The 14,521-nt window shown below is 63.4% G+C and carries 14 protein-coding genes; 6 read left to right on the forward strand and 8 right to left on the reverse strand.

Features of this window, described 5'->3' with window-relative positions:
- Positions 1–18 precede the first annotated feature (18 nt).
- Positions 19–1,407 (reverse strand): class II 3-deoxy-7-phosphoheptulonate synthase, encoded by a 1,389-nt coding sequence (locus B2W55_RS00280; protein ID WP_024582282.1) that lies wholly within the window; start codon positions 1,405–1,407, stop codon positions 19–21.
- Positions 1,408–1,559: 152 nt separating this feature from the next.
- On the opposite strand from B2W55_RS00280, the gene B2W55_RS00285 reads away from it, so the two are divergent.
- Positions 1,560–2,486 (forward strand): alpha/beta fold hydrolase, encoded by a 927-nt coding sequence (locus B2W55_RS00285; protein ID WP_029879361.1) that lies wholly within the window; start codon positions 1,560–1,562, stop codon positions 2,484–2,486.
- Between the two features lie 38 nt (positions 2,487–2,524).
- On the opposite strand, the gene B2W55_RS00290 is transcribed toward B2W55_RS00285, so the two are convergent.
- Positions 2,525–3,445, reverse strand: a complete 921-nt coding sequence (locus tag B2W55_RS00290; protein ID WP_244442236.1) for a LysR family transcriptional regulator — start codon at positions 3,443–3,445, stop codon at positions 2,525–2,527.
- A gap of 117 nt (positions 3,446–3,562) precedes the next feature.
- Here B2W55_RS00290 and B2W55_RS00295 point away from each other — a divergent pair, with 117 nt between their 5' ends.
- Together B2W55_RS00295 and B2W55_RS00300 are read left to right on the forward strand one after the other, a co-directional pair.
- Positions 3,563–5,116 carry an MFS transporter gene (locus B2W55_RS00295; RefSeq protein WP_024582285.1) on the forward strand — a complete coding sequence of 518 codons (1,554 nt, stop codon included), beginning with the start codon at positions 3,563–3,565 and terminating at the stop codon, positions 5,114–5,116.
- 100 nt (positions 5,117–5,216) lie between these two features.
- Entirely contained in the window at positions 5,217–5,678 is a 462-nt protein-coding gene (locus B2W55_RS00300) for a RidA family protein (protein WP_029879366.1), read from the forward strand.
- A 118-nt stretch (positions 5,679–5,796) separates the two neighbouring features.
- On the opposite strand, the gene B2W55_RS00305 is transcribed toward B2W55_RS00300, so the two are convergent.
- The 6 genes from B2W55_RS00305 to B2W55_RS00330 all read right to left on the reverse strand — a co-directional run bounded on the left by B2W55_RS00305 (position 5,797) and on the right by B2W55_RS00330 (position 11,526).
- A complete protein-coding gene (locus tag B2W55_RS00305) occupies positions 5,797–6,018 on the reverse strand; it encodes a DUF2934 domain-containing protein (protein ID WP_035636135.1) in 222 nt (73 codons plus the stop codon).
- 180 nt (positions 6,019–6,198) lie between these two features.
- Complete coding sequence (locus tag B2W55_RS00310; RefSeq protein WP_024582287.1) at positions 6,199–7,665, reverse strand: amino acid permease; 1,467 nt, start codon at positions 7,663–7,665, stop codon at positions 6,199–6,201.
- Between the two features lie 204 nt (positions 7,666–7,869).
- Entirely contained in the window at positions 7,870–9,255 is a 1,386-nt protein-coding gene (gor, locus tag B2W55_RS00315) for a glutathione-disulfide reductase (protein ID WP_024582288.1), read from the reverse strand.
- Positions 9,256–9,335: 80 nt separating this feature from the next.
- A complete protein-coding gene (locus B2W55_RS00320; RefSeq protein ID WP_024582289.1) occupies positions 9,336–9,866 on the reverse strand; it encodes a DUF2059 domain-containing protein in 531 nt (176 codons plus the stop codon).
- Positions 9,867–9,889: 23 nt separating this feature from the next.
- Positions 9,890–10,582 carry a ribose-5-phosphate isomerase RpiA gene (gene rpiA, locus B2W55_RS00325; protein WP_029879368.1) on the reverse strand — a complete coding sequence of 231 codons (693 nt, stop codon included), beginning with the start codon at positions 10,580–10,582 and terminating at the stop codon, positions 9,890–9,892.
- Between the two features lie 110 nt (positions 10,583–10,692).
- A complete protein-coding gene (locus B2W55_RS00330; RefSeq protein ID WP_024582291.1) occupies positions 10,693–11,526 on the reverse strand; it encodes an SDR family NAD(P)-dependent oxidoreductase in 834 nt (277 codons plus the stop codon).
- Positions 11,527–11,601: 75 nt separating this feature from the next.
- On the opposite strand from B2W55_RS00330, the gene B2W55_RS00335 reads away from it, so the two are divergent.
- From B2W55_RS00335 to moaA, 3 genes are all read left to right on the forward strand, one after another.
- The gene (locus B2W55_RS00335; RefSeq protein ID WP_024582292.1) at positions 11,602–12,282 is read left to right on the forward strand and encodes an HAD-IA family hydrolase; all 681 of its coding nucleotides are present in this window, start codon (positions 11,602–11,604) and stop codon (positions 12,280–12,282) included.
- Between the two features lie 160 nt (positions 12,283–12,442).
- Positions 12,443–12,928 carry a hypothetical protein gene (locus B2W55_RS00340; protein ID WP_024582293.1) on the forward strand — a complete coding sequence of 162 codons (486 nt, stop codon included), beginning with the start codon at positions 12,443–12,445 and terminating at the stop codon, positions 12,926–12,928.
- Positions 12,929–13,188: 260 nt separating this feature from the next.
- Positions 13,189–14,223: a GTP 3',8-cyclase MoaA gene (gene moaA, locus B2W55_RS00345; RefSeq protein ID WP_024582294.1), complete on the forward strand. Its 1,035-nt coding sequence runs from the start codon at positions 13,189–13,191 to the stop codon at positions 14,221–14,223.
- Positions 14,224–14,521 lie beyond the last annotated feature (298 nt).

Here is a 14,521-nt window from a genome sequence, read left to right on the forward strand (position 1 = left end):
GCCCTCACCTGCCCCAAATCACAAGCCCGCGGCGGCCGGCATCGGTTTGACCTTGCCGGCGCGCTCCTGCTTCAGGAGCTCGGCGATCAGGAAGGCCATGTCGATCGACTGTTCGGCATTGAGACGCGGATCGCAGACCGTGTGGTAGCGGTCGTTGAGATCCTCGTCGGTGATGGCGCGCGCGCCGCCGATGCATTCGGTGACATCCTGCCCGGTCATCTCCAGATGCACGCCGCCGGCATGGGTGCCCTCGGCGGCATGGATCGCGAAGAACGACTTCACCTCCGCCAGCACGCGGTCGAACGGCCGCGTCTTGTAGCCCGAGGTCGAGGTGATGGTGTTGCCGTGCATCGGATCGCACGACCACACCACGACGCGGCCCTCGCGCTGCACGGCGCGGATCAGACCGGGCAGATGGTCGCCGACCTTGTCGGCGCCGAACCGGTTGATCAGGGTCAGCCGTCCCGGCTCATTGTCGGGATTGAGGATGTCGATCAGCTTCAAGAGCTCGTCCGGCTTCAGCGACGGGCCGCATTTCAGGCCGATCGGGTTCTTGATGCCGCGGAAATACTCGACATGGCCGTGATCGAGCTGGCGGGTGCGGTCGCCGATCCAGATCATGTGGCCTGATGTCGCGTACCAGTCGCCGGTGGTGGAATCGACCCGCGTCATCGCCTGCTCGTAGCCGAGCAGCAGCGCCTCGTGGCTGGTGTAGAAATCGGTGGCGCGTAGCTCCGGATGGCTCTCCAGATCGAGGCCGCAGGCGCGCATGAAGTTCAGCGCGTCCGAGATGCGGTCGGCCAGTTCCTTGTAGCGGCGGGACTGCGGCGAATCCTTCAGGAAGCCGAGCATCCACTGATGCACGCTGCCGAGATTGGCGAAGCCGCCGGTGGCGAAGGCGCGCAGCAGGTTCAGCGTCGCCGCGGATTGCCGATAGGCCATCAGCTGGCGCTGCGGATCGGGGATACGCGCTTCCGCCGTGAAGGCGATGTCGTTGACGATGTCGCCGCGATAGCTCGGCAGCTCGACGTCGCCCTGCTTCTCGGTCGGCGACGAACGCGGTTTGGCGAATTGCCCGGCGATGCGGCCGACCTTCACCACCGGCAGCGCGCCGGCATAGGTCATGACCACGGCCATTTGCAGCAGCACGCGGAAGAAGTCGCGGATATTGTTGGCGCCGTGCTCGGCGAAGCTCTCGGCACAGTCGCCGCCCTGCAACAGGAAGGCCTCGCCGGCCGCGACCCGGCCGAGCGCCCTTTTCAGGTTGCGCGCCTCGCCCGCGAACACTAGCGGCGGAAAGGTCGCCAGCTGCGCCTCGACATCGGCCAATGCCTTGGCATCGGGATAATCGGGCACCTGAAGCACCTTCTTGGCGCGCCAGCTATCGGGTGTCCACCGCTCGGACATGAGGTCAACTCCTGAGCAAAAACCGCGACTTAATCGCGGGCATAGCGAAAGCCCGGCTTATACACAGGCCCCCGGCCTCCGGCTAGAAGGATTCCTGCAATCGCGTCAAGCTCTTGCAGGAGAATGCGAATTCGCATTTGCTGGACCATACCATGAATGCCGGGGAAATCGCCGTGGCCTCCGCCGCGCTGGACGACGTTTTTAGCGACGACATCGTCATGCCGGCCGCGGACGGCTATCCGCTCGCCGCGACGCTGTTCCTGCCGCGCGGCAAGAAGCGCCACGCCGTCCTGATCAACTCGGCGACCGCAGTGCCCCGCAAGGTCTATCGCGGCTTTGCCGGCTACCTCGCCCGCCGCGGCTCGGCGGTGCTGACCTATGACTACCGCGGCACCGGCGACAGCAGGCCGATGGCGGCGACCGGCCGCAACAGGCCGAAGTCGCTGGCCGGCTTCAAGGCCACGATGGCGGACTGGGCCGCGCTCGACGCCACCGCCGCGGTGCGCTGGATGCGCGAGCGCTACCGCGACCTGTCCTTCGCCTATGTCGGCCACTCCTTCGGCGGCCAGGCGCTCGGCCTGTTGCCCAACAATACCGAGATCCCGCGTGCGCTGCTGGTCGCGGCGCAGGCCGCACATTGGAAGCTGATGGCCTCGCCCGAACGCTATCGCGTGGTCGCCTTCATGAACGGCATCGGCCTGCCGCTGGCGCGCACGCTCGGCTATGTGCCGGGCTGGTCCGGGCTCGGCATGGACCTGCCGGGGGGCGTGTTCGAGCAGTGGCGCGGCTGGGTGATGCGCGAGCGCTATCTGCTCGACGATCCAGCACTTGCCGCGCGCGAGAATTTTCCGAAGTTCAAGGGCAGGCTGCGTGCGATCAGCATGACCGACGACACCTGGGCGACGCGGCCCGCGGTCGAATTGCTGTGCTCGGCCTTCACCTCGATCACGCCCGAGATCATCGCCATCAGTCCCACCGATGTCGGCGCCAAGACGGTCGGCCATTTCGGCTTCTTCCGCAACGACCACCGCGACACGCTGTGGCGCGGCGCCGCGGAATGGCTGGAGAAGGAGGGATAGACGCGTGTCGTCCCGGCGAGATCAGGCACCCGGAGGCACTATCGAAAGGCCGTGTCGGCTACAAAATCCACGAAGGCCCTCACCTTGGGCGAGAGCCGCCGACTCGGTGGCCAAAGCATTTGGTAGGTAACGGTCGAGACCGAAAGCATATCTGGGATAGACTGCAACAACCCTTCTTCAAGTTTGTCCCGCACCTCGTAGTCCAATAGACACGCGATACCAATCCCATCGCACGCCATTTCAAGAAGAGATGGGCTCATGTTGGAAACGATTGGAGTCTTTGACTTCAATCCGGCCATAGGTGTTCCATCGGAAAATGGCCATGGCTGGATTTTCCCACTGCTTGGATAGCGATAGAGCAGCAGGGTGTGATGTCCGAGGTCCCGAGGCTGCTTTGGTACGCCGTATTGGTCGAAGTAACTCGGTGCTCCGACCACGAAACGGCGGCAGGCCCCCAATAAGCGGACGGCCAGGCGAGAATCGCGGGGTTGCCCCGTCCGCAAAACCACATCGAATCCTTCCTCAATAACATCGACGAGCCGATCCGAGTAATCCAACGCCAGCTCGATTTCCGGGTAACGCCGATGAAAATCGGAAAGAAGCTTGGGGGTCACCATACTGGTGAGCGGCAAGCTGATGCGTAGCTTGCCGCGAGGCGCCTCGGAGCTCTGCAGCAATTCCGTCTCGGCCGCTTCCAGCTCTTCGAGGATGCGGCGGCATCGCTCCAGAAGGGAAGCGCCCTCCGCAGTGAGTGTCACGCTGCGAGTGCTGCGATGAAACAACCGGATGCGCAAATGCGCCTCCAATCGAGCGACATTTTTGCCGACCGCCGAGGCTGATACTCCGAGGTGCCTGGCCGCCGCGACAAAGCTTCGCGTTTCCGCGACGTGCACGAACGACTGCACCCAATTCAAATTGTTCATCATCGATAGCCACTGATTGCGGACCGTATAGTCCACTCAGACCGAAATCATAGCCCATTTATCCGGAATGAGCGAGCGTCTAGGTGGATCGTGACCGTTGGATTCCCCACCGAGTGTCCAAGCTTCCGAAATCCCATCTGCAGTGAGCGTGCGATGTTCGTCCCGACACCCTATCGGCAAACCGCCGTGTTGATCGCCGTCTGCCTGGCAGGCGTAATGTTCCACCTGGAAATTTCCAGCGTGCCTGTGGCGCTTCCCACGATCGAGACGGCCCTGCAGGGCGATTTCGAGACCATGCAGTGGGTCATGAACGCATACACGATCGCCTGCACGACCGTACTGATGGCCACCGGAGCACTGGCCGACCGCTACGGACGAAAGCGCGTATTTCTTCTCAGTCTCGCTTTCTTCGGGACAGCATCGCTATCGTGCGGCCTAGCGCAAAGCGCGTCCCTTCTCTTGATCAGCCGCTTTCTCCAAGGTTTGGGTGGCGGCGCGATGATGATTTGTCAGATCGCCATCCTTTCCCATCAGTTCCAGGCAGGGCGAGAGCGCGGCCGGGCCTTCGCCATTTGGGGTCTGGTCTTCGGAGTTGGTCTCGGCCTGGGTCCGCTCGTTGGTAGCGCGCTCATCGCTCTGGCGAACTGGCGCTGGATCTTCTTAGTCCATGTACCGCTCAGCATACTGACGGTATTGTTGGCTTCTGGAGGCGTGGAAGAGTCTCACAACGATGGAGCGGCGAGGCTCGACCTCCCCGGCATCCTCACACTTTCCCTTGCCGTTCTTAGCCTGACCTACTTCATTACGCGGGGGCAGCATCTCGGCTTTACCAGCATTATGGCGCTCAGCGTCTTGCTGATAGCTGCCATCAGCTTCACCGGGTTTATGTTTGTTGAGAGTAAACTCACATATCCCATGTTCGATTTTTCGGTGTTGAGCATACGCCCTCTATCCGGAGCGCTCGTTGGCTCCATCGCAATGAACGTTAGCTTCTGGCCATTCAACATTTACCTGCCGATGTATTTCCATAGCGCCTTGGGCTACGGTGACGAAACTGTCGGAATCTGCATGCTGGCCTATACACTGCCAACATTGATCGTGCCCCCATTGGCTGAACGCCTTTCGTATCGATATCACCCGCGCCTGATCATTCCGCTGGGGCTCTTCACCATCGGCCTGGGCTTCTTTCTGATGAAACAAGGCAGCGCCACCTGGCTGACGATACTCCCAGGTTGTTTGGTGGCGGGTGTTGGACTTGGCATCACCAACACACCGGTGACGAGCACGATCACGGGCTCAATTACTCCCGATAAGGGAGGCATGGCGTCCGGCATTGATATGAGCGCTCGACTGATCACCTTTGCCATCCACATCGCCGTGATGGGGCTGATCTTGCTCAAGGGAATCGCCTCTTATCTGAGAAATACTTTGCCGCCATCTGTTGATGCACGGCAACTGGACGCGCTGGCAGGAGCCATCGCTTCCGGAAACCTCGCGGATATTGATCAGACGATCGCGACAACATTCAAGATTGATCTATCGGTCGATGTCATCCGCACGGCGCTCGTCCAAGGCTTCGATTGGGTGATGCTCTATGGCGGCATCGGCGTGTGGCTGTTGGCGACACTCAGTCTCATGGTCTTCGGTTCCGCAGCGAAGGCCGTCGAGGCAGTGGGCAATCACCGGGGGGATGACATTCAAAAATGACACGAACTTCCGTGCAGCTGCGCGGCATCGCCAGCACGTTTGTGATGCTCACCACATGGCGGGGCTGAATCCGTGCTCCGTCTACAATGGGGAAATCTCAATGACGAATACCATCCTCCGGCACGGCACGCCGGCGTCGCTTACGGAATCTTGGGCCCGAGAATTCTCGGAATCGATCGAGATTCCGCCCAATGCCGCGACCATCGTCCTGAGCGGCGTCGGGGCATTACCATTGAACCCCGGCGCTCCCTCCGACACCATCGAGCACTTCGGCGATACGCGCGCACAAACCCGCAGCATCTTTGACCAGATATCGAAGATCTTGCTGAGCCGTGGCTTCTCGATGGCGGACATCGTCGTTATGCAAGGCCTGTTTGTCGCCGATCCGAAAAACGGCAACAGGCCCGACTACAAAGCCTTCTCGGACGTGTATTGGGAGTATTTTGGATCGACGCAGCAGCCTCATTTGCCGACGCGAACCCGCTCGCAGATCGTCGGACTCGTCGAACCGGGCTGGCTGGTCGAGGTGACTGTGACGGCCGCAAAGATGAAAGTGTTGTGATCGAACAGAAGCGGCTCCAGTTGCCGCATTGCAGGGCAGGTTCGCCTTTGGCGCCGCTGCTTGCTGGATGGTGGATTACGCTGGCCCCGGCCCCAATCCACCATACCCGCGACCTCTTCTACTGATACGTCGTCGGCTTGTGGCGGCTCAATTCGCCGTGCGCTTCAGCTTCGCTCTTACCGTTGCCGCTGCCATTGCCGTTCCCGTTGGCGGCCTTGCGCGCCAGCAATTCCTTTTCGGCCTGGTACCAGAGTTGATCCATCTGGCCCGGCGGTTCGCCGGCATCCTTCCACAGCTCATAGGCGCGGGTGCGAATTTCTTGCTCGGTGGGACCTGTCATGGGCGGCTCCCTCAATCCTTGGATTTACAAAATGGTTTGCAAAAGGAACTTCCGGGCCGGCGCTATGTTCCAAAATGAATGCGGGCACGCCCCCGCTGCGATGTTCCCGCAATGCTGCACCCAACGCCGCGCCACGGCAAGATTGTCGCGCGGCAACTCACCGTTTCCGGTCGCAATATCTCAGCCGGTCGAGCCGCGCGGTGCCTCACCATTGAGCAGCACCGAGTGGCGGCGGCCGTAGGCGAAGTAGAGGCCGAGGCCGATCACCAGCCAGACGATGAGACGCAGCCAAGTCTCCCAAGGCAGGAATACCATCAGCAGGATCGAGAAGCCCATGCCGAGCAGCGGCACCACCGGCACCGCAGGCGTGCGGAACGGACGCGTGACCTGGGCATCGCTCCGGCGCAGATAGATCACCGCGCCGCAGACCAGCACGAACGCGAACAGCGTGCCGATCGAGACCATTTCACCCAGGATGTCGATCGGGGTCAGCGCCGCGACGATCGCCACCACGATCCCGATCAGGAGCTGGCTCTTGTATGGCGTCCCGAGCGAGGGATGCACGTCGGAGAACATCCTGGGCAGCAGGCCGTCCTTGGCGATCTGGAAGAAGATGCGGCTCTGGCCATACAGCAGCACCAGGATGACCGTGGTGAGGCCGGACAGCGCGCCGATCTTGATCAGCACCGAGAACCAGGTCTGGCCGATGACGTCGACGCCCTTGGCGATCGGGTCGGCGACGCCGAGCTCGGTATAGGGCACGAGGCCGGTGAGCACGCCCGCGACCGCGACATAAAGGATGGTGCAGATCAGCAGCGAGCCGAGGATGCCGATCGGCATGTCGGTCTGCGGATGCTTGGCTTCCTGCGCCGCGGTCGAGACCGCATCGAAGCCGATGAAGGCGAAGAACACCACCGAGGCGCCGCGCATCACGCCGGTCCAGCCGAACTGGCCGAACGTGCCGGTGTTGTCGGGAATGAAGGGATGCCAGTTCGCTGGCGTAACGTATCCAACGCCGAACAGGATGAAAGCCAGCACGACGGTGAGCTTGATGCCGACCATGACGTTGTTGAGCCGCGCCGATTCCCTGGTGCCACCGATCAGCATGGCGGTGAGCAACAGGACGATCAGCGCCGCCGGCAGATTGACGATGCCTTGCACGGTCGTGCCGTCCGGCAGCTTGGCCTCGGTCCAGGGCGCCGCGGCATATTGCGGCGGGATGTTGATGCCGAAATTATGCAGCAGCGAGACGATGTAGCCCGACCAGCCGACCGCGACGGTGGAGGCGCCCATCGCGTATTCGAGGATCAGGTCCCAGCCGATGATCCATGCGAAGATCTCGCCCAAGGTCGCATAAGTATAGGTGTAAGTGCTGCCGGAGACCGGCAGCAGTGCCGCGAGCTCCGCGTAGCACAGGCCGACGAACGCACAGGCGATGCCGCCGACGACGAAGGAGAGCATGATCGCGGGGCCGGCGTAGTGCGCCGCAGCGGTGCCGGTGAGCACGAAGATGCCGGCGCCGATGATGCAGCCGATCCCGAGCGCCGTGATGCTCAGCGCGCCGAGCGTCTTGCCCAGCGCCTGCTCGCCCGCCTCGGCGATGATGGAGGCAACCGACTTGCGCGTCATCAAACCAAGGTCAGACATGGCAGCATCCCCTTCTGATGAAACCGGTACCGGGTAACAATCAGAACGAGAGCGTTGGGTTCCTTGTATCGGAACGATTGTCCCGCACGGCGGCCCGGGTTAGCGGATGCAGAACCACCACAACGCCGGTCACCGACCGCGCGCTAGCCGGACATGTCTGAATGTTTCATCGCGACGAACCGTGTCGTCGCGATATGCGACGCCCTACTCCGCGGCCTGGCGGACGTGGCGTGCGGTCGGGGTGCGCATCGTCACCAGTTCTTCCGACGCGGTTGGGTGCAGCGCGATGGTGGCGTCGAAATCAGCTTTCGTCGCCTTCATCTTCACCGCGATCGCGACCGCCTGGATGATCTCGGCGGCGGCATCGCCGACGATGTGGCAGCCGAGCACGCGGTCGCTCGCGCCGTCGACCACCAGTTTCATCAGCACGCGGGTGTCACGGCCGGACATGGTCGCCTTGATCGGGCGGAAATCGGTCTTGTAGATGTCGACGTGGCTGAACTGCGCGCGCGCCTCTTCTTCCGTGAGACCAACCGTGCCCACCTCGGGCTGCGAGAACACCGCGGTCGGGATCGTGGCGTGGTCGACCTGCACCGGGCGCTTGCCGAACATGGTGTCGGCGAAGGCATGGCCCTCGCGGATCGCAACCGGGGTCAGGTTGGCGCGGTGGGTGACGTCGCCGACCGCGTAGATGTTGTCGACCGAGGTCTTCGACCAGCCGTCGACCTGGATGCCGCCATTGGCGGGATTGATGGCGACGCCCGCGGCTTCCAATCCGAGATTGGCGACGTTGGGATGGCGGCCGATCGCGAACATCACCTGGTCGGAGGCGATGCTCGAACCGCTCGACAGATGGGTAGTGTAGTCACGGCCGTGCCTGTCGACCTTGGTCACCGTGCAGCCGGTGATGATGGTGATGCCCCGCTTCTCCATCTCGCTGCGGACATGCTTACGCACGTCTTCGTCGAAGCCGCGCAGGATGTTGTCGCCACGATAGACCACCGTGACGTCGGAGCCGAAGCCTGCGAAGATGCCGGCGAATTCCAGCGCGATGTAGCCACCGCCCTGGATCACGATCCGCTTCGGCAGCTCTTTCAGGTGAAACGCCTCGTTGGAGGAGATCACATGCTCGATGCCGGGGATCGCCGGCCCGTGATTGGGCGCGCCGCCGGTCGCGATCAGGATGTATTTTGCGGTGACCTTCTCGCCGGTGGCGAGCTTGATCGTGTGGGCGTCCTCCAGCACCGCGCGGGTCTTGACGATCCGTGCGCCCGACTTTTCGACATTGGTGGTGTAGGCGCCCTCGAGCCGGGCGATCTCCTTGTCCTTGTTGGCGACCAGCGTGGCCCAGTCGAACGAGACCTGGCCGATGCTCCAGCCGAACCCGGCGGCGTCCTCGATTTCCTGGTGGACGTGGCTGCCGATCACGAACAGCTTCTTCGGCACGCAGCCGCGGATCACGCAGGTGCCGCCCATCCGGTACTCTTCGGCGACCATGACCCTGGCGCCATAATTGGCGGCGATGCGCGCGGCGCGAACCCCGCCCGAACCGCCACCGATGACAAACAGGTCGACGTCAAACTCGGCCATTTTTGTACCCAGTCATGGCACCTCTCTCCTCACCCTCGCCCCGCGAGCGGGGCGAGGTCACAGGCATATAGGTATCGTTCTCAGATATCCTTGCCGCGCTTCTTCATCTCGGCCTTGAACTGGGCGTTGACGAGCACGCCGAACTGCTGGGCCCATTGCTGCATATATTGCAGCGACTCGTTGATGGCCTTGGGCTCGGAGGTCAAAAGCTTCTGGCCGAGCGGCGTCTTGTAGAACGCCACCAGATCAACCAGCTCCTTCTCGGTGAATTCGGAAGCGTAGATCTGCGCCATGCCGTCGCCGATCTCCTTCTCGCGGCCGGCGAAGTTCTTGGCGATGATCACCGCGACCTCGTCGAGATCCTTCTGGTAGTTGAGATATTGCTGGAGCAGACCGGTCTTGGTCTTCTCGATGATGCCGGGAACGGCGCCGGCATACATGACGCCGACATTCTTCATCGCCAGGATCTCTTTGGCGGCCGCGACCGCCGCCGGCGACGACTGCTTGACGCTGGGCGGCGCGGGCTGCTGCTGCGCCATTGCCGGCGCGGCCGCGACCGCCAGTCCGGCCGACAGGGCCACCGCCGACAAAAGTCCCGAGAAACGCTTCATTCCAAGTCTCCTTGCTTGCGGCGTCATCGCCGTTCAACAACCCGAATTCCCTGCGCGCCGGCCAGAATGGCGACGCTCCCAAGCCCGATGAACAGGCCGTGCTCGACCACGCCCGGTATGGCGCTGAGCAGATCGGCAAGACGCGGCGGGTCGCCGATCCGGCCGAGATGGGCATCGACGATCCAGTGGCCGCCATCGGTGACAAAAACGTGACCGTCCTTGCCCTTCCGGATGACCATTTCGCCGGACACGCCGGCTTCGGCGAACGCCCGCGCCATCGCGGCCTGGGTCGCGCGCAGCCCGAACGGAATCACCTCGACCGGCAGCGGAAAGCGTCCGAGCACGTCGACCCATTTGCTGTCATCGGCAATCACGATCATGCGAGCACTGGCGGCCGCCACGATCTTCTCGCGCAGCAGCGCGCCGCCGCCGCCCTTGATCAAATTGAGCGCGGGGTCGATCTCGTCGGCACCGTCGACGGTAAGGTCGAGATGGTCGACCTCGTCGAGCGTGGTCAGCGGCACGCCGCAGCGGATCGCATCCGCCCGTGTCGCCTCCGAAGTCGGCACGCCGATCACCTTCAGGCCCGAGCGGACCTTGTCGCCGAGCAGTTCGACGAAATGCTTGGCGGTCGACCCGGTGCCGAGCCCGAGCTTCATGCCGTCGCGCACCTCTTCGAGCGCACGCGCCGCCGCCTGGCGTTTCAGTGCATCCATATCCACGTGCCGTTAGCCCCTTGTCGTTGCGGGCACGCCATCGGGCGGCCCGGCGGGCGCATATCTAGCCTCGATTCACGGGCAGGAATAGCGCCAACAACAGGCCATCCTTAGTCGGAAACCGCGTCCATTGCGGCCAAAATCGCCGAAAAACGCTCCTCGACCTCGGCTCGCATCCCAGGATGGGTGAAAACATAGAGCCGCTGCTCGCGGATCGCGGCCAGCACCTGTGCGGCGACCGTCGCCGGATCGAGGCCGGCCTCGATGCGGCGGCCGATCTCGGCAACGATGGCGGCCTCGATGCTCGCGGGATCGTGGCGCCGGGTCGGGCCGTAATGCTCGGGCCGGTTGCGGCCGCTGTCGCCGATCCGGGTCCGGACATAGCTCGGACAGAGCACGCTGACGCCGATGCCGAGCGGCTTGAGTTGCGCCCACAGCCCCTCGGAGATGCTGACGACGGCGAATTTGGTCGCCGAATAGGGGCTGAGACCGAGCCCGGCATTCATCCCGGCCATCGATGCCGTGTTGACGAAGTGACCGCCCTCGCCGTGCTTGCGGATATGCGGCAGGAAGCTCCTGATCCCGTGAACCACGCCCATCAGGTTGACGTCGACCACCCAACGCCAGTCGTCGACCGAGATCCGCTCAAGGCCGCCGCCGGCCGCGACACCGGCATTGTTGCAGACGATGTGGATGTTGCCCAAAGCGAGGAAGGAGGCCTGCGCCGCGCCGTCGACGCTGGCGGGGTCGGCGACATCGCAGACGATGCCATGGGCGTTCGCCCCGGTGGCGCGCAACCCAGCGACGGCCTTGTCGAGCGCGCCGTTCTCGATGTCGGCAAGCATCACCTTCATGCCTTCGCGGGCGAATGCGGTCGCCATCGCCAGTCCGATTCCGCTGGCCGCGCCGGTGACAAAAGCGCCCTTTCCGGCAAGTTCCCGCACCAATGCCTCCCCAATTCATGACACGTTGACATCTACTCTTGCATCGCGGCGCACGGCCCGATAGCGAAAAGCATCATGTCCGCTTCCGCTCCCCCCATCATCGTGTTCGATCTCGACGGCACGCTGGTCGACACCGCGCCCGACCTGATCAGCGCGCTCAATTACGTGCTCGACCGCGAGGGTCTGCGGCCGGTGCCGCTGTCGGCGGCGCGCAACATGATCGGCGCCGGCGCGCGCAAGCTGCTTGAGCGCGGGCTCGAAGTAGATGGACGCGAGGTCACCGTCGCCGATCTCGACCGCCTGACCGTGGATTTCGTCGACTATTACGCCAAGCACATCGCCGACGGCTCGCGCCCGTTCGAGGGGCTCGAAGCCGCGCTCGACCTGCTCGCGGCCAAGGGCCATCGCTTCGCGGTCTGCACCAACAAGTTGGAATGGCTGTCCAAGCTGCTGCTCGATCGGCTTGGCCTGACCCCGCGTTTCGCCGCGATCTGCGGCCAGGACACGTTCGGCGTCGCCAAGCCCGACCCGGCGATCCTGCGCGAGACGGTGGCTCGCGCCGGCGGCCAGCTGCCCGGTGCGATCATGGTCGGCGATGCCGGCCCCGATGTCGGGGTCGCCCGGCGCGCCCAGGTCCCGGTGATCGGGGTCGATTTCGGCTATACCAACGTACCGATGAGCGAGCTGAAACCCGACCGGCTGATCAGCCACATGCGCGATCTGCCGGATGCCGTCGCCAGCCTCATCGCCCGATAAATATTCCGCAATACATTGATAATACTTGGCAATATTTTGCCATGCGATTCCGCCATTAACCATCGTTTAACGAGCGGGCCAGGCGCTGTTGCACGTCTGTTCCGACGCTCCTATGGTTACCGCGGGGATTGTGGCTGATAGCCGCAGTAGAGTGTGGATCATGCGTCATATCATCGTGTTGGCGGCCGCCGGTTTGAGTCTGGCTGGCTGCTCCTCCTTCTCATTGGATTCGTTCAAGTCGGCACCGCCGCCGATGCAGGTGCAGCTGGATTCTGCGCCGCAGGGTGCGGATGCCGTGACCTCGATCGGACCGGGCTGCAAGACGCCCTGCTCCGTGACGATCCCGGCGCCGGAGACCAATTTCTCCGTCACCTTCAACATGCCGAAGTTCCAGCCGGCAAATGTACCGGTGACGGTGACCCGCACGCCGGGCGACTTCACCAGCCCGGCCACCACCACGCTCGATCCGAGCCCGGTGTTCGCCCAGTTGCAGCCCGCCGGCCCGCCGCCGCGCGCGCACAAGATGCGCCCGAAGCACAGGAAGCCGAAGCCGGCCGCAGCGGCGCCCGCCGCCGCAGCGCCTGACTCGGCGTTCCCTGCTCCGGCAGCTCCGCCGCCGGCCGCGGCACCCGCACCCAGCCGCTAGCGCCGTCTGGTCCGGCGCGCGCGAACAAGGTACGCGCGATTGCACTGCACAAGAGCCCGGCCCACAACCGGGTTTTTGGTTTTGGAAGAAACACATCGGCGATTGCGATCACGCATCGCGCGATATGCCTCATCTATCGCTTTGCAGGTTGCGGATCATCCTTTGGAACGCATTGTGACGGCGTGCCAACATGCATAGATTGCGTTCAAGAGCCGGACACGGCTCACCAGGCAGGGAACGGATCGCAAGGCCCGAACGGAATGAACGGATCCACGCAAGCGCATTCTGACACGCTGTTTCGTCCGATGACCGATCCGTTCGGCCGGACGATCCGCTATCTGCGCGTCTCCGTCACCGACCGCTGCGACCTGCGCTGCTTCTACTGCATGTCGGAAGACATGACGTTCCTGCCCAAGGCCGATCTGCTGACGCTGGAAGAGCTCGACCGGCTCTGCTCGGCATTCGTCGCCAAGGGCGTGCGCAAGATCCGCCTCACCGGCGGCGAGCCGCTGGTCCGCCGCAATGTGATGGGCCTGGTGCGCTCGCTGTCGCGCCACCTCTCGAGCGGCGCACTCGACGAATTGACCCTGACCACCAACGGCTCGCAGCTCGCCCGCTTCGCGCAGGAGCTGGCCGATTGCGGCGTGCGCCGGGTGAACGTTTCGCTCGACACGCTGGATGCCGCCAAGTTCCGCGCCATCACCCGCTGGGGCGACATCGACAAGGTGTTGTCCGGCATCGAGGCGGCACGCTCGGCCGGGCTCGCGGTCAAGATCAACGCGGTGGCGTTGAAGAACATGAACGAGGACGAGATCCCCGCGCTGATGCAATGGGCGCACAGCAAGGGCATGGGGCTGACGCTGATCGAGGTGATGCCGATGGGCGATATCGGCGAAGGCCGGATCGATCAGTATGTTCCGCTGTCGCTGATGCGCGCGCGGCTCGAGAAGCATTACACGCTGACCGACCTCGCCGACGATACCGGCGGCCCTGCCCGCTACGTCAGGGTCGCCGAGACCGGCGGCAAGCTCGGCTTCATCACGCCGATGACCCACAATTTCTGCGAGGCCTGTAACCGGGTGCGGATCACCTGCACCGGCACGCTGCACACCTGCCTCGGCCACGAGGATGCCTCCGACCTGCGCCGGCCGCTGCGCGCCTCCGCGGACAACGACCTGCTCTCCGCAGCGATCGACCGCGCGATCGGATTGAAGCCGAAGGGCCACGACTTCATCATCGATCGCCGCCACAACCGCCCGAGCGTCAGCCGCCATATGAGCGTGACCGGCGGCTAGGGCGTCAGGATCACACCATATCGCCGTCCGCGTCACGCGCACGCGTCAGTTGCCCATTCCACGTCCGCCGCATCTCGCCCCACATTCGTGATGACGACGACGCGCCTCGTGTCGGCAAGACGGGCACACCGAGTTCCCTCTCCAATAAAAGTATAAACTGCGAGGGCTTGCCCGATGTGCGGCCGTTTGCGCGGGTATTATCGTCGGCATCAATCGCCGTGGTTGAATCGTCATCGCGCCCGGCCATGATGACCTTGACGAGTAATCCAACGATCTGAGTTAGAGATTAATTCTAATT

It is taken from the genome of Bradyrhizobium sp. UBA2491, assembly GCF_002341725.1.
In the GTDB taxonomy this organism is placed as follows: Bacteria; Pseudomonadota; Alphaproteobacteria; order Rhizobiales; family Xanthobacteraceae; genus Bradyrhizobium.